This window comes from Acidiplasma sp. (genome assembly GCF_038728925.1).
GTDB classification, from domain to species: domain Archaea; phylum Thermoplasmatota; class Thermoplasmata; order Thermoplasmatales; family Thermoplasmataceae; genus Acidiplasma; species Acidiplasma aeolicum.
This window is the reverse complement of sequence record NZ_JAVYSZ010000007.1, coordinates 12,234-32,097: the sequence shown is the minus strand read 5'-3', so window position 1 is coordinate 32,097 and position 19,864 is coordinate 12,234. Positions and strand designations below refer to the sequence as shown.

At 35.0% G+C, this 19,864-nt stretch carries 22 protein-coding genes and 3 tRNA genes; 9 read left to right on the top strand and 16 right to left on the bottom strand.

The genetic code is table 11. The annotated features are described in order from the left end of the window. Positions 1 to 2 precede the first annotated feature (2 nt). Positions 3 to 734: a metallophosphoesterase gene (locus QXW15_RS04085; protein ID WP_048101567.1), complete on the bottom strand. Its 732-nt coding sequence runs from the start codon at positions 732 to 734 to the stop codon at positions 3 to 5. Between the two features lie 119 nt (positions 735 to 853). Here QXW15_RS04085 and QXW15_RS04080 point away from each other — a divergent pair, with 119 nt between their 5' ends. The 4 genes from QXW15_RS04080 to QXW15_RS04065 all read left to right on the top strand — a co-directional run bounded on the left by QXW15_RS04080 (position 854) and on the right by QXW15_RS04065 (position 3,630). Beyond that, positions 854 to 1,570 carry a TrmB family transcriptional regulator gene (locus tag QXW15_RS04080; RefSeq protein ID WP_048101566.1) on the top strand — a complete coding sequence of 239 codons (717 nt, stop codon included), beginning with the start codon at positions 854 to 856 and terminating at the stop codon, positions 1,568 to 1,570. Continuing rightward, a complete protein-coding gene (locus QXW15_RS04075) occupies positions 1,551 to 2,417 on the top strand; it encodes a deoxyribonuclease IV (RefSeq protein ID WP_084779375.1) in 867 nt (288 codons plus the stop codon). Before QXW15_RS04080 ends, QXW15_RS04075 begins: the two co-directional genes overlap by 20 nt. Further along, positions 2,404 to 3,567, top strand: coding sequence for a DUF1015 family protein (locus tag QXW15_RS04070; RefSeq protein ID WP_169749820.1), 1,164 nt, complete (start codon positions 2,404 to 2,406; stop codon positions 3,565 to 3,567). The genes QXW15_RS04075 and QXW15_RS04070 overlap by 14 nt, the downstream gene beginning before the upstream one ends. After that, a tRNA-Thr gene (locus QXW15_RS04065) sits at positions 3,558 to 3,630 on the top strand. The genes QXW15_RS04070 and QXW15_RS04065 overlap by 10 nt, the downstream gene beginning before the upstream one ends. Positions 3,631 to 3,633: 3 nt before the next feature. Here the strand turns inward: QXW15_RS04065 and QXW15_RS04060 are convergent. Together QXW15_RS04060 and QXW15_RS04055 are read right to left on the bottom strand one after the other, a co-directional pair. Next, positions 3,634 to 4,239: a DUF998 domain-containing protein gene (locus QXW15_RS04060; RefSeq protein WP_054964303.1), complete on the bottom strand. Its 606-nt coding sequence runs from the start codon at positions 4,237 to 4,239 to the stop codon at positions 3,634 to 3,636. Between the two features lie 232 nt (positions 4,240 to 4,471). Next, the gene (locus QXW15_RS04055) at positions 4,472 to 5,842 is read right to left on the bottom strand and encodes an MFS transporter (protein WP_048101564.1); all 1,371 of its coding nucleotides are present in this window, start codon (positions 5,840 to 5,842) and stop codon (positions 4,472 to 4,474) included. A 293-nt stretch (positions 5,843 to 6,135) separates the two neighbouring features. On the opposite strand from QXW15_RS04055, the gene QXW15_RS04050 reads away from it, so the two are divergent. Both QXW15_RS04050 and QXW15_RS04045 read left to right on the top strand, forming a co-directional pair. Next, on the top strand, positions 6,136 to 6,723 hold the full coding sequence (locus QXW15_RS04050; protein WP_054964023.1) for a peroxiredoxin: 588 nt from the start codon (positions 6,136 to 6,138) through the stop codon (positions 6,721 to 6,723). A 51-nt stretch (positions 6,724 to 6,774) separates the two neighbouring features. Beyond that, on the top strand, positions 6,775 to 7,797 hold the full coding sequence (locus QXW15_RS04045) for a TrmB family transcriptional regulator (RefSeq protein WP_048101562.1): 1,023 nt from the start codon (positions 6,775 to 6,777) through the stop codon (positions 7,795 to 7,797). Between the two features lie 2 nt (positions 7,798 to 7,799). Here QXW15_RS04045 and QXW15_RS04040 read toward each other — a convergent pair. Together QXW15_RS04040 and QXW15_RS04035 are read right to left on the bottom strand one after the other, a co-directional pair. Beyond that, a tRNA-Ser gene (locus QXW15_RS04040) sits at positions 7,800 to 7,883 on the bottom strand. A gap of 33 nt (positions 7,884 to 7,916) precedes the next feature. After that, positions 7,917 to 8,309 carry a CoA-binding protein gene (locus QXW15_RS04035; protein WP_048101561.1) on the bottom strand — a complete coding sequence of 131 codons (393 nt, stop codon included), beginning with the start codon at positions 8,307 to 8,309 and terminating at the stop codon, positions 7,917 to 7,919. Between the two features lie 74 nt (positions 8,310 to 8,383). Between QXW15_RS04035 and QXW15_RS04030 the strand changes: the two genes are divergently transcribed. Beyond that, entirely contained in the window at positions 8,384 to 8,686 is a 303-nt protein-coding gene (locus tag QXW15_RS04030) for a transcription factor S (protein ID WP_048101560.1), read from the top strand. A gap of 3 nt (positions 8,687 to 8,689) precedes the next feature. Here QXW15_RS04030 and QXW15_RS04025 read toward each other — a convergent pair whose 3' ends face one another. The 11 genes from QXW15_RS04025 to QXW15_RS03975 all read right to left on the bottom strand — a co-directional run bounded on the left by QXW15_RS04025 (position 8,690) and on the right by QXW15_RS03975 (position 18,022). After that, a complete protein-coding gene (locus tag QXW15_RS04025; RefSeq protein WP_054964018.1) occupies positions 8,690 to 9,475 on the bottom strand; it encodes an MBL fold metallo-hydrolase in 786 nt (261 codons plus the stop codon). Between the two features lie 42 nt (positions 9,476 to 9,517). Then, entirely contained in the window at positions 9,518 to 10,207 is a 690-nt protein-coding gene (locus QXW15_RS04020; RefSeq protein WP_048101558.1) for an SDR family NAD(P)-dependent oxidoreductase, read from the bottom strand. 50 nt (positions 10,208 to 10,257) lie between these two features. After that, positions 10,258 to 10,339 (bottom strand) — tRNA-Ser (locus QXW15_RS04015). 1 nt (position 10,340) lies between these two features. Beyond that, positions 10,341 to 10,502 (bottom strand): hypothetical protein, encoded by a 162-nt coding sequence (locus QXW15_RS04010; RefSeq protein WP_169749806.1) that lies wholly within the window; start codon positions 10,500 to 10,502, stop codon positions 10,341 to 10,343. A 53-nt stretch (positions 10,503 to 10,555) separates the two neighbouring features. Then, positions 10,556 to 10,948: an NfeD family protein gene (locus QXW15_RS04005; protein WP_048101557.1), complete on the bottom strand. Its 393-nt coding sequence runs from the start codon at positions 10,946 to 10,948 to the stop codon at positions 10,556 to 10,558. Then, positions 10,914 to 11,519 carry a hypothetical protein gene (locus QXW15_RS04000; protein ID WP_048101556.1) on the bottom strand — a complete coding sequence of 202 codons (606 nt, stop codon included), beginning with the start codon at positions 11,517 to 11,519 and terminating at the stop codon, positions 10,914 to 10,916. Before QXW15_RS04000 ends, QXW15_RS04005 begins: the two co-directional genes overlap by 35 nt. A gap of 48 nt (positions 11,520 to 11,567) precedes the next feature. After that, positions 11,568 to 12,419, bottom strand: coding sequence for an OB-fold nucleic acid binding domain-containing protein (locus QXW15_RS03995; protein WP_055041046.1), 852 nt, complete (start codon positions 12,417 to 12,419; stop codon positions 11,568 to 11,570). A 2-nt stretch (positions 12,420 to 12,421) separates the two neighbouring features. Next, on the bottom strand, positions 12,422 to 13,477 hold the full coding sequence (locus tag QXW15_RS03990; RefSeq protein WP_048101554.1) for a replication protein A: 1,056 nt from the start codon (positions 13,475 to 13,477) through the stop codon (positions 12,422 to 12,424). 98 nt (positions 13,478 to 13,575) lie between these two features. Further along, on the bottom strand, positions 13,576 to 14,988 hold the full coding sequence (gene gcvPB / locus QXW15_RS03985) for an aminomethyl-transferring glycine dehydrogenase subunit GcvPB (RefSeq protein WP_055040872.1): 1,413 nt from the start codon (positions 14,986 to 14,988) through the stop codon (positions 13,576 to 13,578). A gap of 1 nt (position 14,989) precedes the next feature. Next, positions 14,990 to 16,285, bottom strand: coding sequence for an aminomethyl-transferring glycine dehydrogenase subunit GcvPA (gene gcvPA / locus QXW15_RS03980; RefSeq protein ID WP_048101553.1), 1,296 nt, complete (start codon positions 16,283 to 16,285; stop codon positions 14,990 to 14,992). An 84-nt stretch (positions 16,286 to 16,369) separates the two neighbouring features. Beyond that, entirely contained in the window at positions 16,370 to 18,022 is a 1,653-nt protein-coding gene (locus QXW15_RS03975) for an APC family permease (protein WP_048101552.1), read from the bottom strand. A 145-nt stretch (positions 18,023 to 18,167) separates the two neighbouring features. Here QXW15_RS03975 and QXW15_RS03970 point away from each other — a divergent pair, with 145 nt between their 5' ends. Both QXW15_RS03970 and QXW15_RS03965 read left to right on the top strand, forming a co-directional pair. Further along, positions 18,168 to 19,034 (top strand): MqnA/MqnD/SBP family protein, encoded by an 867-nt coding sequence (locus QXW15_RS03970; RefSeq protein WP_054963780.1) that lies wholly within the window; start codon positions 18,168 to 18,170, stop codon positions 19,032 to 19,034. A gap of 227 nt (positions 19,035 to 19,261) precedes the next feature. Further along, entirely contained in the window at positions 19,262 to 19,819 is a 558-nt protein-coding gene (locus QXW15_RS03965) for a hypothetical protein (protein WP_048101550.1), read from the top strand. Positions 19,820 to 19,864: the final 45 nt, after the last annotated feature.

Sequence of the window (19,864 nt, the reverse complement as noted above, 5' to 3'; positions counted from 1 at the left end):
TTTTATTTTATTTTTTGTTCCAGGTCCTCCACATATCCAAAATCCAGAAGGCCAAATTCCTCTGTTATGCCATAGGCCCTAAACCTTTTTGAAACGCTTTTTAGCACAGGTGTAAAATGTTCCTCACTTAATAATGATTCTGAAACATCGGTACCTGAGGAAAAAAAGCTCATTGCGGGCGTAATCAAAATTCTGTAATCAAAATTAAAAACAAACGCCGGTATTTTAAATATGCCACCAACCTCATCCCTGAGAACAACGGCAGGATGCTCATGGCCAAGTATGGTTATTTTTCTTGTTGACATATCCCTGTCCCCATGATATATGTAATAATTATCATCCTCATAGAAATCGATTATCTCCATATTATTATGTTTTAATATATTTGTAAGGTAATTATCATGATTTCCCCTTATAAAAATAAGTTTGGCCTGATCCTTATACCGTTCAATAAAATGATTTACATCATCCCATTCCTGCGGTAAATTCCTTGAAAATTCCTGTTTAAAGTCCCCGTTTATAATAATTTTATTTGGTGAGTACCTATCTATTATGGCATCCATTGTCCTTTCTATATGCTCCCTCTGTAATTTTGGTAAGAACAATCCATGAAGGTTCATCTCATCCTCGAATCCAAGATGAAGGTCAGAAACCACAACAGCTGATATATCCTTCAAATAAACACAGTATAAATCGGATATAAAAACATTCTTTAATATTTGTATTTCCTTCACAAACTACATTAACAAATTATTTATTATAATTTTTACTATCTGATAATTAATCCTGTAATCAATTTATAAAAACATTGTGCAATAGAAAAGATTTTAAATTAATATGGCATTAATTAGTTATGGAAGCTAATTCAGAGTACATAATGAAAACCGCAGATATGCTTAAAATACTGGGCCTGTCATCGTATGAGGCACAGGCATTTGCGGCCCTTGTATATCATGGTGTTGCCAATGCAGATACAATAGCGGATACTGCAGGAATACCACGAACATCAGCATACAAGGTTATGGAATCTCTTGTGGAAAAGGGCTTTGCAAAGGAAACGGAGGGCAGGCCGAGGATGTTCAAGCCCGAGGAAATGGACAAAATTAAGGATAATTTTATTTCAAAGGTAAACAACCTATTTGAGAGGCTTAAGGAGCTTCAGGACGTTTTGCCGTCCAAGGGTGACCCACAGCTTGTTTATACAATATATGGGCGATCAAAGGTCATGGCAAAAATGGCAGAAATGTTTGATCTATCAGAAAGGGAAATTTTGATTGCAACACCAAGAATAAAGGAAATAAGAACGGAATTAAAGAAAAACATAGATAACGCAATAAAGCGCGGGGTTCATGTCATATTTATCACACCACCTAATAAAAGGGTTCCGCCAAATACAGAGGTTTATAGAAAGGAGGGACTTATAGCAACTGATGTGGCAAGTGATGAATCAAGGGCAATGCTGGCCGGGGCTGATCTGGACGCCTGTGGTTACACAGATAACCCCATACTTTCTTTGCATGTCCTTCAGTTTATACACATGATGATAAACAATGATGAATATAAAATCTGAATTTATAAAAAATGAAAAAATCATTGGTGGCCACGTTTCAATATCAGGTGGAATATACATGGCACCTGAAAGGGCATCACAATTCTGTTTCTCTGCCTTTCAGATATTTGTTAAAAATGGAAGACAGTGGAACACAAATAATAATTTAGATAATAAAGATATCCTTCAATTTAAAGAAAATATTAAAAAGTTTGATATTAAAAATACTGTTGCACATGCAACATATTTAATTAATTTGGGCAGTCAGAATCCAGAGGTTGTTGAAAAATCTAAATTAGACATAAAAAACGAGGTAAAAATGTGCAATGACCTTGGTATAAACTATCTTGTAATACATCCCGGTTCGGCGGAAAACCATAACAATGCCATTCATAACATAATGGATTTTCTCAACTCACTGGATACAGGTGATACATCGATATTAATTGAAAACTCTTCAGGTAAGGGAAATACATTACCCGGCAGCATTGATGAAATGGCATCAATGATGGACATGGCAAAAAACAGGATTTATTTATGCCTTGATGTATGCCATTTTTATGCCTATGGTTATGATATAACTAAAAATTATAATGATGTGATGTCCACCCTTAACGATAAAGTTGGTTACAGTAAAATTAAAACCATACACCTTAACGATTCAAAATATAAGCTTGGTGAAAAGGGAGACCGGCATGAAAATATCGGTTACGGTTACATTGGTGACAGTGGATTTTATAATATTATAAATGACAATAATCTTAATAATATCCCCATGATAATGGAAACCCCAGATGGAGATGAATACTATAAAGCCAATCTTGAAAGGCTTCTGGGTTTAATGGGTGGTAATGTTGAACATAAGTGAGTTTAAACCATATGTGTTTAACTGCGATATGCAGGAGGTTGTCTCACCTCCATTTGACACCATATCGTGGAATCAGGAAATGGAGTTAAGAAATAAAAAGTGTAATATAGTAAAGCTGACCATGCCTGAAAAAAATCTTGGAATAAAGGCCTCACTTGATATATTTCACAGATGGATATCAGAAAAAAAACTTGAGCAGATTAATAATGACATATTAATAATTTTAAAGCAGGAATTCTATAACAATAAGGAATTGATGCAGAGATTTGGCATAATTGCACTGGTTGACGTCTGTGCAGACAATATTAAGCCACATGAATTAACATTTCCAAATCAGGTTATTGATCGCAAGGAGGTGATGAAAACACTTAATGCCCAGCTGGAACCAATCTTTATGGTTGTTCCTGATAATTCATTCGATAAACTTTTGAAGAGAACGGCATCTGAACTGCCCACAGAATTTGTATTTGAAGAGCCCCTTGGTGTACACAATTATGTTTATTTTTTGGATTCAAGGGAAAAAATAGAAAAGATTAAAAGTTCTGTCAGGCAGGATGTGGGCATAGTTGCCGATGGTCATCACAGGTTAAGAGCGGTGCAGGAACTTTACAGTGAAACAAATGATGGGTTCTGGAAATATGTTATGTCATATATAACCTCAATATACGATCCGGGCCTTATGATAGGGGGCGTTCACAGGCTTGTATATGGCATAAATTTTGAGCCATTTATACCCCGGATTAAAAATTTTTTTGATATTGTTGAGGATAAAAATTTTTATGGGGACCACAGAATATGCATTTACAGCAACTCTAAATTTTATTACTTGACCCCAAAGGATTATATAATTAAAGAAAAATTTGGAAATTCAAAGCCTCTTCCAACTGAAATAGTAAATAATATTCTCTTTCAGGACGTTTTTTCAATGAATACAGCAGAGTATCAAAAGAATATAAGATTTATATATAATTATACAGACGCAATAAATTCCGTTGATAACCATGAATGTAACTTTTCCATTCTTATTCCGTCATGGCAAAAGGAAGAATTTTTAAAATTCATTACTGAAAACAAGCTTCTTCCACAAAAATCAACATATTTTTATCCAAAAATACCATCAGGAATTGCCTTGTATGTTAAGCCACTGTAGCTCAGCAGGCAGAGCAGCTGATTCGTAATCAGCAGGTCGGGGGATCGAAACCCTCCAGTGGCTCATTTATTTTTGTATATTCAATGTTTTTGGATATTTTATTATATTATGGATATGAATTATAACCACAATTTCTATAACTATTATTCCGAAAATCTCGTTCTCTGCAACAGACCCCCAGGGAATAATGGCAAAAAGAATCCATGCAATTACAAGTATAACCAATAATGAAATTCCAGTTTTAATATTTATTAAAATTATTGAAAAACCTATCGCCGTATATGAAATTGTGGCAAGTATAAAAAACCAGATGGAAACGAAATCGTGCGGGTAGGTTCCCTCATGGTATATCCCAATTAGTGCAAGAAACAATCCAGAAATTATAAAGAAGGATGAACCGACTATTTCAATTGTATTTCTTGTCCTTAAAATAAAAAATGAGGATAAAATTGCAATTAATACGCCCTCGATCATAAGGCCAACATTATAAATCCATGGATATAAGGGTGCTGGATGGCCATTATTTATTAAATTTCCTCCACCAAGATCGCTAAGTGCATTATGTGTTATCCCAAACCATGGATTGAATGCTGAAGAAACAGCAATGACAATCCATATTAACAGCATTGTAATACCACCAGAAATTATTAAAACTGAATTTTTTATATTCATGTAAATACAAATGCGTGATTTATTAAAATATTTATATTACTGGGAAAAAATAATAAAATCCATGCTGTACCAATTCTATCATAAATGCCATATTTTATAATAAAGGTTACCCAGAATATTTCTATTATAATAAAGATATAACATTGAAATTAATCTTAAAACGTTATTCAAGTACTTACCATTTTAGAGCCACCAATTCCAAAAATATAAAAAAATTAAAAAGTTAAGTTATTTATGACGATATCTTTTCAAGTGTTTCCCTGGATGCCCTTGGTCCTAGAAGTGATATAAGACCTGCAATAAGGCCTGTTATGGCAATAAATATAAAACCTGTCTTAAATGTATATGAGGCAACTATAATTGGTAGGATTATTGCTCCCAGTGCACCCCCTATATGTCCAATTCCATCAGTAAGTGCGAATCCGGATGCCCTGGCCCTTGTTGGATAGTTTTCTGCTGTATATGTATAGGCCACCTGAAGATACATGCCAAGAGCAAGTGATGCCATGAATGACCCTGCAAGTAATGTGGGTTCTGTTTTTAATGAAAATATGATAAGCCCAATAAACCATATAACAGTGTCGAAAAATATTACGTATTTTCTTTCATATTTATCTGCTGTTAGGGCCATAATTATTGCGCCAACCGGATAGCCTATTGCACCTATGGCAAGGTAAAGTATGGAACTGGCCAGTGAAATGTGGGCATCCGCAAGCATGGTGGCAGCATCCCCAAGAAATGCATAGTTTCCTATATACCAGAAAAACCACATAAACACAAGAATTGTCAATCTCTTTGAATATATTTTTCCAGTTTTTCCCTCAAATAGGTAAAGTGTTGGAAATTTTTGTTCATATTCTTTTAAATCAACATCCTCTGGATGGGGGTCGGGTAATTTCCCAAACCTCTTCTCTGCGGTATCCTCCATCATCTTTAGCACACTTTTTGCCTTTTCAAGATTTCCAGATTTTATTGCAAGCCATCTCGGTGATTCTGGTAATTCAAACCTTAAAAGCAATGCTATTACTGCAATTATGCCACCTATGGCAAACAAATACCGCCAGCCATTGTAATATACTGGAACAAGTCCAAGTGCTATAAATGGGGTTATTGCCTGCCCAAGTATTCCTATTATAAAGGTATACACTGTGATTCTGCCACGCCACTGCGGTGGTGCAAACTCGCTTATGTAACCAGAAACAAGGTTTAAATCAGCACCAAGCCCTAGCCCTGTGACAAATCTTGCTATTGTCAGTTCAGGCACATTAAAGGATATTGCATCACCAAAAGACCCAATTGCTGTTAATGCCATTGTGATTATCATTGATTTGTACCGTCCAAATACGTCCGCTATGCTACCGATAATATAAGAACCAAAAGCATAGCCTATTAAACCAACAGAGAGTGCAAGAAATAATGATGTTGATGCACCTATGTGAAACTGTGTGGAAATTGCTGGCATGGCAAAGCCAATATCGGATATATCATAGAAGGTAAAAAAATAGCCAATGCCAATTATAATTAGAAAGGAATACGGTAGGGACCAAACCGGTATTCGGTTAACCCTTGCAATAATATCTTTTATCTCATTATCATTATTCATAGTAAAAGGGAATTAATATATAATATATATATTTTTACTACAAATACAGGTATTATATTATTTATTATATTTAAACATTGTTTTGGTCTTAATATAGCTGAGACTAAATAAGATTTTTATGATTTCCTTATATGTCAATTCTAAACCTCTTTTAAAGGCGCTTCATTAAAATTTTTATGTGTTTGTATAATAATATTAGTATTATGATTAAATAAAATGAATAAAATACAATTTTTTAGTAATTAAAGATAATTAAAATTAATATAGGATATAATAATTATGTATTGATAAACATGTTGCAAATAGGAGTAGAAGCACCGGATTTTGAAGCAGACACATATTTTCCAGAGAACAAAGAAATTAAAACAATAAAGCTCTCAGATTACAGGGGGAAATGGGTAATACTGACATTTTACCCGGGAGACTTTACCTTTGTCTGTGCTACAGATATAGAGGCATTAATGGGTTCATATGATAAATTTTTAAAGGAAGGGGCCCAGATTTTCGGCATCAGCGAGGACTCAGTATTCTCACACAAGGCCTGGTCTGATACATCTCCAAGGGTAAGCAAGAGCAAGATCCCGTTAATAGATGATTATACAAAGAAAATTGCAACAGAGTATGGATTCCTTGATACAAAGGGATACCAGGCACAGAGGGGTCTGGTAATAATAGACCCTGAGGGTAAGGTTCAGTACATAGCAATGTTCAACAATGGCCTCGGAAAGGATGTAAGGCACATATATGGTGCATTTATGGGACTTAAGGTACTTCATGACACACCAGAGGGCGAGGGCCATATGTGCGCCATACCTGCAAACTGGGAACCCGGAGAGAAACCATTAGACATAGATGTAGTAAGGGATATTGGAAAATTATAAAATTTTATTTTTTAATATAAATATTTATTTATATGTAAGCAATTTCCTTTTATGAATGACGATGAAGTATTTGAAAAATTATCTAAATTTGGTTTATCTCCCTATGAGATTAAGGTTTATAAAACACTTTTATTGAATGGGCCGCAGACTTCAACATCAATTGTTTCAACTGCAGGCATACCGCAGCCCAGGGTTTATGACCTTTTTAATAATCTAATTACCAAGGGCTTAATAGAGGTAAGTCCCGGGAAAAAAAAGATATACCGTGCCGTCCCTGTTGAGGTTGCACTTAGCAAAATAATCAATGAAATGACTGAATATAAGGATGAAATATCAAAGGTTGTTGAAAAATCAGCGTTAACTGCAAATAAATACAATCCATATTTATGGTATCTGGATAATGAGGTATTAATAAGAGAACAGATGAAGGATATGGTTGTAAACTCACAGAATGAGATTATTGGATCATGTAGATTGTCCACACTCAGATATCTTGATAAATATCTTATAGAGGCCGCAGATCGTGGAGTATCTGTTTTTTTAACAATATTTCCAGATTCAGATAGATACGATATTACAGATCTTATCTCAAAAATAGTTATTAAAAGAAGACCTGGAATATCTCCAGAAATTATCATAAAGGATAGAGATGAGGCAATAGTACAGGTGGATAATATCAATCTAAGAAATAAATATGCCATAGATTTTGAGGAAGAGGAAATGATACATATAATAAACTACTATTATTACAATATTATATGGAAACCATCAATATATATATCAAAGTTCCAGATCAAAAGCAACTGGATTTTTAATACTTCATGGATTTCATGCGAGGCAATAAACATGTTTTTAAATAATGGATATAAACTTGAGGGCCGTGTCATAGGTGTCACACAGAATGGTGATATAGATATATCCGGATCAATAAAGGGTACTGATATAATACCCGGCTATAAAAATTCATTTATTATACAAACAGATGAACAGGTTTTTTCAGTTGGTGGCAGGCTTACAAGAATAGAAGATATAAGAATGGATAAATTCTATTTAACTGCAGAAAAAATAAAATAGAGCGCTGGGAGGGAGATTTGAACTCCCGAGCTATTGCTAGCAGCAGATTTCGGGTCTGCCGCCTTTCCGGGCTAGGCTACCCCAGCATACAACCACATTAAAATCAACCTTAAAAATTTTTATTTCTGTTTTAATTTTTCCAGCTCTTTTTTCATGCATTTGTCCATAACAACATACATTCCATTTTTTTCTGCAACATCCCTGGCCTCCTCGTTGATTATTCCCTCCTGCATCCATATAACCTTTGCCTTACCTATTGCCTGTTTTACTATATCTGTTACATACTCCGGTTTTCTAAATATATCCACCACGTCCACTGGTTTATCAACAGAGTTTAAATCCTTATATGATTTTATACCGTTCCATTCCTCTATTGAAGGATTTACCGGTATAATATTATAACCATTATCCATGAGATATTTGGCAACAATATTGCTGTATCTATCAGGTTTTTCCGAAATGCCAACAACGGCCACATTTTTATATTTTTTCAAAACTTCTTCGGGGCTCATAATAAAATATTATGAAATTTTATTTAAACCTTTTATTTAATTATCTTTATATATCAACTTGTAATATTATAAGCATGTTCTGTCCAAAATGTGGTTCCTTAATGGTACCAAATAAAGATAAATACATATGCAATAACTGTGGTTATGAGGTTTCAAAATCAGGTCATAATGAGAAAATTACAGCACAGAGTTCTGGAAAGGAGACAATAATGATAGAGGAGGAAGTATCCGGTGAACCGCTTGACAGTGAGGCGGTTTGCCCTAAATGCGGTCACGTTGGTGCCTATTATTTATTAAAGCAGACAAGGTCTGCAGATGAACCTGAAACAAAGTTTTATACATGTGAGGCCTGCCATCACAGATGGCGTGAGTACTGATATTTATATATCGCATTGTTCTATCTCTGGCCTCTCAGGCGTTCCCGAAATCCGTGCAGATATAATGTTTGTATCATGATTAAAGATCATTATTGCCCTTTCTGAAATTGCCATTTTCAAAATTTTTTTCTTCATCTCCATTGACTGAATTGGATTAACATCTATGGCTGTTAAATGATTCGGTTTTACATGGAATGCTGATGGGAATAGATCGCCACCATATATGTACCTTTTATTCCCTATTTTTATCTTTATTATCTGATGACCAAAACTGTGACCGCCTGTGTAAATAACACTGATTTCACTGCTAATTCTCCTGCTACCATCAAGCGTTAGAATATTTTTCCTATTTTGATATTTAACATAGCTGCCACGTGTGAAATCATTGGGATTTTTATAGGCCTTTAGTTCAAGTTCCTGGCATATTATAACCGATTTACTGAATAAATCAGAACTGGAAAATGCATGGCCTGAGTGATCAAAGTGCATGTGTGAAAGTATTATAAAATCTATGTTTTTTATTCCAGATTCACTTAATTGACCTTCAGCGTCCACTGATTTATCCGGTTCAAAAATTTTCACAAATTTTTCATCAAATTTATTTCCAATGCCGCTGTCGATTAAAAAATTATAATTATTATTTTTAAAATATAAAATATTAAGTCCAAGCCTTATTCTGTTGTTATTATCATTAAAATAACGCTGCCATATTGCCTTTGGGGTTATGCCAAAATATGCACCGGCATCTATATAATAATAGCCATCATTTATAATTTTAAATTCAGACATAATACATTATTATCTATTTTTATATCAAACTTTATAAGTGAACTATAAACCTGAACCCACATCAATGTCATGGCCTCCTGCAACCCTTATGACTTCACCTGTAATCATATTATTATGCAAAAGCATATTAATGGCATCAAGCACCCCATCTGGCGGGTATCTACCGGTGGCACCAGCCCTGCCGGAATTTGGGTTATTTTCCTTATCAATAAAACCCGGTGCTATCGAATTAACTCTTATTCCATATTGAATAAGGGAATGTGCAAGATACTTTGTCATAAAATAAACCGCACCCTTGCCTGCTGCATATCCTGGATTTGAATTTAGATAAACATTTTCTGCCGCTGAGAATCCTATGGCAGTTCCTCTGGATTCTTTTAGATAATTAAGCGATGCCTTAATTATATTGAAAAATGTGATCGCATTGTTTTCCAGTGCATCCACAAATTCTTTTACATCATAACTTTCCACAGGTTCCTGAGAAAAGTAATTACCGGAAACATTTATGACAGCATCAAGACCTCCCAGTACATTATATGCCCTATTTATTGCAATTTCCAGCGAATTATAATCTTTTATATCGCATCTGGCATAATTACATTTAAGTTCTTTAGCCAGTTTTATTACAAGCTCACCTCTGGAACATAAAAAAATATTGTGCCCCTGATTTTTTAAATTTACGGCTATTGCACTTCCCATGCCCGGTCCAATTCCAGCGATAAAAATATTCATAAAAATCCATTTTAAAACAATATTTAAGATTTTTTTACACGACTAAAAAGCGCGGGGAATGGGATTCGAACCCATGCTCTCTGTTGAGAAACAGCTTAGCAGGCTGCCGCCGTACCTCTGGGCCATCCCCGCATCATGATGGATATCTGTCCTCAAGGTCGTTTGCAATCTGTTCCAATATCTCCTCAAAGCTTTCATTTTCCATGTTAACAACTTCACCGCTGGGCAGTGTCATTTTTACATAGTATATTTCGCCATCCTTGGATATTTCAATTTCGGCAAGAGTTTCTCCCATAATACTGTAATTGATAGCCATATATTATTTTTTTCAAAATTTTCTGTTTATATTTACCTCAAAATATTTTTACCCAATTTTTTAACAAGCAGTTTAACTCCACGCCTATCCTTTATAACAACGTTATCGTATTTTTTAATTACCTCATCACCAATGTTTACTGCCTCCCATGGAACACCATCAACAGTAACCGTACCGGTTTCATTTTTGTTAATTTCAGACTGTGCTATGCCTATTTTATTAATTAACGATTCAGCACCGGTATATCTTCTAGACCTCTGGGATGTTATTATCTTTGCAATGTAATATACTATGATAAATAAAACAAGAAAGAATATAATAAATAATATAATTAAGGTTGCAGGTACAGACCCTGAATTAACTGCTGCAGGGTTAAATGAAAATTTTCCCTCACTGATACATATTTGATGGAGCCTTGTCAGCATCAAGTACCTCACTTATTAATTTTTCTGCATCCTCATCCCTGAGACCTATTGTCTTCTTTAAATAATCCTTTATCTCGTCCCTTGACTTACCCTCATCAGCCATATTTTTTATCATCATGTATGTTCTTTCAATTATCTGTGAATTAAACTGATCCTCGAGATGAAGGGCCTGAACCATTAAATAAAAGGCGGTTAGTATTGCATTTAAACCTGCATTTATCTCATCCTTGGTTAAGGTGTCTGTAACCATATCCTCCCTTGCAACGACCTCCTCGTTTATTCCGTCAAGCATAAATTTAACCATTTCCACACGTTTATTAAGTATTAGCAGAACCCTGTAAACTGTCAATCTCTCCTGGTTATCTATTGTTGCGGTCTCAATGCCTGTTCTGATCAATAAATTTAATGTGTTATCGTCATTAAATGTAAGAAACATTGTAAATGGTATCTTATCATTTTGAAGAACCGTGTATGGCCCAACCTGAGAAACCTTCCATTTCAGGTCTATTAATTTCTGTGCATTATCATCACCATTCTGAAACCATGATAATACTTCATCTTTTGTTGCCATAAATATATAATGTTTTTATTATATTTTAATATTTATGGAGTTATTATTTCATAATGCCTTATATCTTTTCAATGAAACCTCGTATATATCCCCATTTGATCCCAGTAGATTCAGGGTTTCATCCACCTGCTCCTGTGTTATACCCTCATTTTTTGCGGCGATGATTATATCATCATACCTGCATCCCGGGCCGTCATCATTATTTTTTATATAATCAAGTATGAAACCCTCAACATCAGGTATTAATTTTTCCTGTCCGCCTGTTTCTGTTTTTACCACCTCATTTGAGGGCATCTCATAATTTATTGCCGAAATTGCAGAAAGGTATGAATTAAAATCATAATCCTTATAATAATTTTTGGATCTAACTGCGTCCTCTGCCTCCTCCCTTGTATAACCCAATTTTATTAACGTTTCCTCGTTGGCCTCTTCATCCTTGTTAATTTCCCTGATTGCATATATTTTTCTTCTGGCAATATAGAAGCTTCTCTCACCCCAGAAGTATCTTTCTATTTCTGATATTGGCTTAATCATTTCAGGATTAATTGAAAAATAAAATACATTATCCTCTGTTTTAAATGCACTCACCTTTCCCATTATCACAACTGTATCATTTACATTGTATTTATCAACCTCCTCTGCCATATCGCTGTTAAATCCGCTTTTAAAGGCTGTTATGTAAAATGAACCGATATAGTCTGCCAGTGTAATTTTAACCATCTTTTCATCGCTGTTTTTGAACGTTATGCGGCCGGTTATTAACACCCTTTTTACCCTTGTTCCCAGAGGTGTTATTACATACGGTCTTTTATCCTCGCCCTCAAGCACATTTGAATCCTTTAATTCCCTTGAAAATATCCAGTTTGCCTTTTCCCTCTTCTGTCTTTCGATTATAGCCATATTCACACCTCCAGTTCAATTAGGTCCTGCCTTACATCACTGTTCTGTATCTCCTGTATTTTATTAACCCTGAGAGATAATGAATTATCATTCATGACAAAATCCACATTCATCTTGAATGCATGCCCATATAATTTTTCATAAAGTCTATTGTATATATCACCTGCAACTTTTACAATCTCATCCTCACTTATGCCAAGAACAGGCAGTATGGCATTCTTTCCTGCTATTGCCTGAATATGGCCTGTTCCATCATCAACAGTAAAATAGGTAAAAATATCCAGAATGGTTTTGGCATCTGGATGATCAGGACATACACCTGTTGTTAATGGTTTATTGCACACACTGCATCTTTTTATTATCCCGCTCTTGGTTCCAAGTGTGATTACAAAGGCCATTATGTTTATACTCCCGGCGGGATTTTTTATCTCAAATATTCTGTAATTTCTTTCAAGATTTATGTTATACCCCTGAATCTCATTTAATGTTGTTTTATCACTTACAGATATCTCCATCTGGCCATTAAATTCTGATACCCTTGCACCCTTAATGGAGTATATTTTTCCATTCTCAAGGGGTCTTCCAAATGATGAAATTCTAACCTTTGATGTATCATCCTCAATAAAACCGGAGTATAGAATAAATTTGCCTCCTGATTTTTGGTATTCATGTTCTGTTATTCCAGAAACCATACCGGTTACTGAGACAAATGGTGTTTTGGATGAAATATCCTGAAGTTTTACCTCCTTGTATGTATTTTTAACCTCTATGTTTTCTCCTGGTTTTAAAATTACCTCTGTTCTTGAATCAATATAAATTCTCAATCTTCCATTATATTCCTTAACCCTTGCATATTTTATTTCGACAGCATCACCTGCCTTTATCACCTGGGGAAATTCCCAGGCAGTGTATGGGATTACACCCGTATCATCACCAATTAATCCATAATAATATGTGGTTTCACCCCTGGATGTATTTACTGTTCTCTTATCAATGGATAAAATTTTTACAAGGATATCTACTGTTGAGTCCTTTTCACTAATTTCATCAATTTTCATAACATTTCATATATATATTATCTTTATATAATGTTTTTTGATTTTTCAAATTTGCTGCAGCCTAAATTTAAATATTTATTTTATTTTTTATTAAAAATTTACCATTTAAGTTTTAAATTTCTGGCTGCAGCAACCTCGTCGATTCTTGAAACAGAGGTATTTAATGGTGCTGCCCTTAATTCGTCATCAGATGCATCAAGTGCTTTTTTCATAACAGAAACATAAAAATCTATATCCTTTTTTGTGGCTGTTTCTGTTGGCTCTATCATCATTGCCTCCTTAACAATTAATGGAAAATATGTTGTTGGTGAATGAACACCAAAATCAAGGATATATTTGGATATATCCAGTGCCTTTTTGCCTGTACCATCTGTTGAAAGCACAAACTCGTGTTTTTTAAGTTTTTTGTATGGTATTTTATAAAACCCTGACAGCTGATTTGCCATATAATTTGCATTTAATACAGCCCTCTGTGTATTTATCTTCAGGTTATCCCCGTTTTTTAAAATGTATGAATATGCGCGTAACAGAATTGAAAAAGAGCCATAATAGGATGATATTTTGCCGATTGTGTGCCTTAAATTATAGTTCATATAATAATAATTCTCATTTTTCTCAATTACCGGTACAGGAAGAAAATCTTTTAGGTAAGCCCTGACGGCAACAGGGCCTGCACCAGGGCCGCCACCCCCATGCGGTGTTGCAAATGTTTTATGAAGATTAAAATGAACAATATCAAACCCCATAATTCCTGGTGTTGTTATCCCCAGTATTGCATTAAAATTGGCACCATCATAGTACAGCATTGCTCCATGGCGGTGCAGTATTTCAGAAATCTTTATTATGTTATCATCAAAGATCCCAAGGGTATTTGGATTTGTTATCATGAAGGCCGCTGTTTTATCAGAAACAACAGATTCAAGGGCATGCAAATCTATTAACCCATTATCATCAGATGGGATTTCTATAACATTAAAACCTGCCATGGTGGCGGATGCAGGATTTGTTCCGTGGGCGGAATCCGGTATGATGATATCAGTCCTTTTTCCTATTTCACCCTTAATCTCAAAATATTTTCTTACAATTAATATTCCAGTAAATTCCCCATGCGCTCCGGCAGATGGCTGCAGTGAAACATAATCCATGCCCGATATCTTTTTAAGATATTCCTGAAGGCCATACATTATTTCAAGTGTACCCTGCATATTTTTTTCATTATCAAGGGGGTGCATCTCTGTGAAATTTTCAATCCCTGCTATATAATCATTATACTTTGGATTATATTTCATTGTGCATGATCCAAGTGGATATGTACCTATATCAACACTGTAATTCATTTCTGAAAGCTTGGTAAAATGCCTTGATACATCAGAGCTTCTTATATCCGGAAGCCTGAGATTGTTCCTTTTTAATTTATCCGGAATATTTGCATTGCAATCATTTAAATAATAGTCATTACCGGTATTATAATCTATTAAAAAATCCTCATCATAATGTGCCTGTCTGTACATTTTAATCATCACCAAGTATTCTGGCAAGTTCATTTATGGATTCATCCTCTGTTTTTTCTGTAACAGAGAAAAACACTGCATCATCATAATAATCTATGTTTGTGAGATCAGAAAGCCTTAACCCACCTGATATCCCATTTTCGGCAATTTTTTTGTAATTACCATAATGAAAGAGTACATCGGAGAAATTAATGCCATTAAAAACAGTTTGTATGCCATGGGATTTAAGTGCAGATTTAAGCCTTTCTGCCTTATTAACAGTTATTGAGGCAATCTTTCTGAGTCCAGAAGAACCCAGTATTGACAGGTATGCTGTTGCCGCAACAGCCATTAGTGCCTGATTTGAGCATATATTGCTCATGGCTCTGGCGCGCCTTATATGCTGCTCCCTTGCCTGTAATGTCATGACAAATGCCCTGCGGCCATTTTTATCAACCCCCTCACCTATTAGTCTTCCTGGAGATTTGTGGACATATTCCCTTTTGAATGAAAATAACCCAAGAAGCGGGCCGCCAGCATTCATGTGTATGCCAAGCTGCTGTCCCTCAGCCACTGCAATATCCGCCCCATACTCACCGGGTGGTTTAATTATTCCAAGGGATATCGGGTCATAATAAGAAATAATCAATGAATTCTTTTTAACCTCATTTATGCTTAATACATTTTCATCAATAAGCCCATAGGAGTTTGGATTTTCTGTTATTATTGCGCATGTATTTTCATTGACTTTTGATTGAATATCATTAAGATCAACCAACCCTGTGTCCCTATCAAAACCATATTTGACGTATTTTATATTAAGTCCATAGGAATAATTATTTAATATGCTTAATTTTGATTTATAAATGTTTTCTGGAATTAAAATTTCATTTTTCCCATTTATTCTGTATGCCATCCTTACCGCCTCTCCCAGTGCGGTGTAGCCGTCATACATTGAGGAGTTTGTGACATCCATTTCTGTTAAATCTGAAATAATGCTTTGGTATTCAAACAATGCTGTTAGCATTCCCTGTGATATTTCTGGCTGGTAAGGTGTATATGATGTTAAAAATTCATTTCTGGATATGATTTCATCAACAAGGTGTGGTATGTACCTATCATATATGCCATTGCCTAAAAACATAAGATGATTTCTTTTATTTTTATCCCCAATTTTTTTTATTTTATTTATAAGGTCATATTCACTTAATGGTTCACCAAGCTTCATATTAACTTTTAGATCCTCCGGTATATCCAAAAATAGCTCATCAATACTTTTTATTCCAAGTGCATTAAGCATAGAATCAAGATCTTCCATTTGAATGGAAATATATTACCTTTATTTAAATATTTTATAAAAATGAAAATTTTAATACTTAAAAATATTATTTAAAATATAGTTTTATTTATTTTCCTCCCATTCCATTGCACCCTGTTTGGTATAAATGTCCTCCGTGAAATTTTTATGTACAAACTGTTTTTTAAACCCGGATAAAACCCCAAGCGGGTATATTACAACCAGAGCCACTATAAATGTAATTATTGTCCCCTCCATGTATGTGAAATACTGCGGGAATACACTAGATGACAGCCCATCATGGCTTGTGGCCACCATAAATGTTATAAAGGCTATAAAAAATACATACCACAATGCATTTTTGGCACCTATTTTAACCTTTGATATTATACCAAATAATACTGAACCTGCCGCTATTAAAAGCACCGCATATGGTTCTGATGGCCATCCTGTCCAGAAAACAATAAGTGCAGAACCGGCAGTTGCCAGTGGTGCGATTATGCTCATACCCCTTACCATATCGCTTTTCTTGGTTATCCCCTGTCTTCTGGTAACCATTAATGCAATGGGGTTGGTTATCAAGCCTATATAGCCTGCAGCAGTGGCATCATCTATAAATGTGTATATGCTCGGTACAGGGGCAGTAACAAATACAAGTATTACACCGACAACGGCAAAAACAATCAAGGAAAGAAGTGGAATTGAATGCTTTTTTTCAATTCCCTTTAACTTATCTGATATGTAACCCGATCTTCCCATGGAAAACAGCACACGTGTTCCAGATCCTAAATATATGTATCCTGTGACAAATGGTGTTAAAACACCGGTTACCACTGCAGCTATGAACACCAGGGGAAATGGTTTTCCGAGTATAAAGAATGGATTATCGCCGTGGAATGCTGCCTGAACGGCCAGGAAATCTCCGGGGGAAACACCTATAAGTGACCAGTTTGTTCCCATTATTATTGCAAATGCCACGCTTATATATATCAAAGTTTCAAAGAGCAAAACCATGCCTATTGCCCTGGGTATCTTGCTCTTATTATTTGTTTCCTCTGCAAGGTCTGGTATTACCCTTATGGCCCCAAAATCATACATTGCATATGGCATTATTGAGAATAGTGGTACTGCAACACCATATGGTGCAAAGCCATATTTATAAAAATTGGCATAATCCAGCGCAAAGAAGATAAGCCCAAGTGACATTGATAAATAAAAGAATATTTTTACTATGCCTATGTAAAGCGAAGACCTGCCAAATTGCTTTATTCCATAATAATTAAACGGTATAAGTGCGAGCATGAGTGCAAGACCAAGGCCAACGCCCAGATATGTGGGTGCCCCGCTGGCCGCAATAAATATTGGGTCAAAATAATTAACCCCTGCAATTACTGATATAACCTCTATTGGGGGTATAAATAAATACCATATAATATCGGACATTGCATTTATTATATTTGTCCAGCGCCCATGTGTGTATATTGAATACCTTGTGGGGCCCCCAGCCTCAGGATATGTAACACCCAATTCCATATATGTAAGACCTATAAGTGAATATATAGCAGCACCCAGAACAAAGGCAAGTATTGCCTCAGGGCCAGCATATGTTATCATGGTTATCGTTCCAAAAAGAGCCCCATTTCCGAAGGCACCAACAAGACCCACCATAAGCATTTCATTAAAGGTAAGATCTTTTTTCAATCGTGGTTTCTTGCTTTTCACTTTTATATTATTATTTATAGTATGCTCATTTTCCATAATATGTTATTATTACATTATATTACTTTATATTTTTGGAAAATGCTTAAATATAATGTGTTTCATAATTTTTATTTTAAATATTAAATAAAAATATTCATTCAACTCTAATAAAAATTTAAATAAAGTTTATCCATATTTAATTATGGAAACAATAAAAATTGGAGCACTGGCAGATTCCGGAGACCTTTATCCATTTATCCCAATGATACTTGGTAAGGTCAGGCCGGCAGATTTTGATATAGAGTTTGAGTTTATACCAACTGTTCAGGAGGTAAATGATAAGGTTGTTAAAAGGGAGGTTGATATATCTGTGCCCTCAGCCGCACTTTATCCATATATACAGAATAATTATTACATACTTTCAAGTGCAGTTGCCTCGGCAGTTGATGGTATTACAGGCATGCCCGTACTCTCAGTGGATGACATCACCATGGATGACCTTCCAAACTCAAAGATTATTGTTCACGGGTTAAACACCACCGCCTTTAATTTGTATAAATTGCTTATAGGCAAATACAAAAAACTGGTTGTTGTTCACAGGGTTCTTGATGAGATTAATGCCATGGTTAATGAGGACGGTGTTATGGTTGCTGTCCATGAGTTAAAGGCAATGTATGATCTAAAAAAGATGGGAATAACCCCGAAAAGAATTGTTAGCATGTGGGATATGTGGAAGAATTTATCAGGGAACAAACCGATGCCAATGGGAATGGTTGTTATTAATTCTGATCTGGGCGAGGAAACAGCATTGAAATTCAAAGAATTTTATAATAAAAGCAAGAAATATGCGGAGGAACACATGGATGAAATTTTGCCTGAGGATATAAGACTTATGAGGGAAATCCAGAATGCCAATATAGAGGAGGATGTTATTAAGGGTACAATAGGGGCTGATGTCAAAGAATATAATGTTAATTTGAACGATGTAAAATCTGGATTAGAATTCTTCTATGGAATAATGCAGCAAAAAAATCTTTTACCTGGGGTTAATGAGCTTAGGTTAATATAAATTTTAATATTTTTAATAACTTAAAAAAAATTTTTTTTATGAATAATTCTTAATATTCTGTATTTTACTGGTAAATTAAACCCAGGTCCTCAAATTATTCGTTTTTATATTTAAATAAATTAAATCATAGTGACGAATTAAATATAAATTATGATAAAAATATTAATAATTCATAATTATGAAGGAAAAAATTATATAGCAGCATTCCTTAATATTATACGATAGTAATGTCAGCACTTGGAGAAAAAACAGAAATGGGATTAAAGGAATTATTGACAGCCAATGCAGAGGACCATATGAGGTTAATGCTGTCTGCAGAATATTTCGAGAAAATGGGAAAAGCAGATGTGGCTAGAGAATTAAGGGAAAAGGCAAATGTGGAGCTTGGACACGCAAAGGCCATATTTGCAACATTAGTTAAATACAATGGGCTTGACAAGATGGTACAGGATATGGCAAAGGAGGAATCTGAACAGCACGTATCAGAATACACAAACGTTGCAATGGCTGCAAAGGCCGAGGGGTATAATGATGTTGAATCCATGCTATGCGCATTTTCTGAGCAGGAAAAAGGAATAGCAGAGGCACTTAACAGGGCTGGCATGGAAAAGGTAATAACAGATATGGCAAAGGAGGAATCTGAACAGCACGTATCAGAATACACAAACGTTGCAATGGCTGCAAAGGCCGAGGGGCATGAGGACATAGAAAAAATGCTTTGTGCTTTTGCAGAGCAGGAAGAGGGCATAGCTAAAACACTTGAAAAGACAAAAAATGCCTTCTAAATTAGAAAACTTTAAATATTATATTTTAATTTAATATATTAATTC

What these genes read in the sequence shown, in the direction of transcription:
- QXW15_RS04080 (WP_048101566.1), top strand. Translation starts at nt 854, where the DNA reads ATGGAAGCTAATTCAGAGTACATAATGAAAACCGCAGATATGCTTAAA.
- QXW15_RS04075 (WP_084779375.1), top strand. Translation starts at nt 1,551, where the DNA reads ATGATGAATATAAAATCTGAATTTATAAAAAATGAAAAAATCATTGGT.
- QXW15_RS04060 (WP_054964303.1), bottom strand. Translation starts at nt 4,239, where the DNA reads ATGAATATAAAAAATTCAGTTTTAATAATTTCTGGTGGTATTACAATG.
- QXW15_RS04055 (WP_048101564.1), bottom strand. Translation starts at nt 5,842, where the DNA reads ATGAATAATGATAATGAGATAAAAGATATTATTGCAAGGGTTAACCGA.
- QXW15_RS04050 (WP_054964023.1), top strand. Translation starts at nt 6,136, where the DNA reads ATGTTGCAAATAGGAGTAGAAGCACCGGATTTTGAAGCAGACACATAT.
- QXW15_RS04045 (WP_048101562.1), top strand. Translation starts at nt 6,775, where the DNA reads ATGAATGACGATGAAGTATTTGAAAAATTATCTAAATTTGGTTTATCT.
- QXW15_RS04035 (WP_048101561.1), bottom strand. Translation starts at nt 8,309, where the DNA reads ATGAGCCCCGAAGAAGTTTTGAAAAAATATAAAAATGTGGCCGTTGTT.
- QXW15_RS04030 (WP_048101560.1), top strand. Translation starts at nt 8,384, where the DNA reads ATGTTCTGTCCAAAATGTGGTTCCTTAATGGTACCAAATAAAGATAAA.
- QXW15_RS04025 (WP_054964018.1), bottom strand. Translation starts at nt 9,475, where the DNA reads ATGTCTGAATTTAAAATTATAAATGATGGCTATTATTATATAGATGCC.
- QXW15_RS04020 (WP_048101558.1), bottom strand. Translation starts at nt 10,207, where the DNA reads ATGAATATTTTTATCGCTGGAATTGGACCGGGCATGGGAAGTGCAATA.
- QXW15_RS04010 (WP_169749806.1), bottom strand. Translation starts at nt 10,502, where the DNA reads ATGGGAGAAACTCTTGCCGAAATTGAAATATCCAAGGATGGCGAAATA.
- QXW15_RS04005 (WP_048101557.1), bottom strand. Translation starts at nt 10,948, where the DNA reads ATGCTGACAAGGCTCCATCAAATATGTATCAGTGAGGGAAAATTTTCA.
- QXW15_RS04000 (WP_048101556.1), bottom strand. Translation starts at nt 11,519, where the DNA reads ATGGCAACAAAAGATGAAGTATTATCATGGTTTCAGAATGGTGATGAT.
- QXW15_RS03995 (WP_055041046.1), bottom strand. Translation starts at nt 12,419, where the DNA reads ATGGCTATAATCGAAAGACAGAAGAGGGAAAAGGCAAACTGGATATTT.
- QXW15_RS03990 (WP_048101554.1), bottom strand. Translation starts at nt 13,477, where the DNA reads ATGAAAATTGATGAAATTAGTGAAAAGGACTCAACAGTAGATATCCTT.
- gcvPB (WP_055040872.1), bottom strand. Translation starts at nt 14,988, where the DNA reads ATGTACAGACAGGCACATTATGATGAGGATTTTTTAATAGATTATAAT.
- gcvPA (WP_048101553.1), bottom strand. Translation starts at nt 16,285, where the DNA reads ATGGAAGATCTTGATTCTATGCTTAATGCACTTGGAATAAAAAGTATT.
- QXW15_RS03975 (WP_048101552.1), bottom strand. Translation starts at nt 18,022, where the DNA reads ATGGAAAATGAGCATACTATAAATAATAATATAAAAGTGAAAAGCAAG.
- QXW15_RS03970 (WP_054963780.1), top strand. Translation starts at nt 18,168, where the DNA reads ATGGAAACAATAAAAATTGGAGCACTGGCAGATTCCGGAGACCTTTAT.
- QXW15_RS03965 (WP_048101550.1), top strand. Translation starts at nt 19,262, where the DNA reads ATGTCAGCACTTGGAGAAAAAACAGAAATGGGATTAAAGGAATTATTG.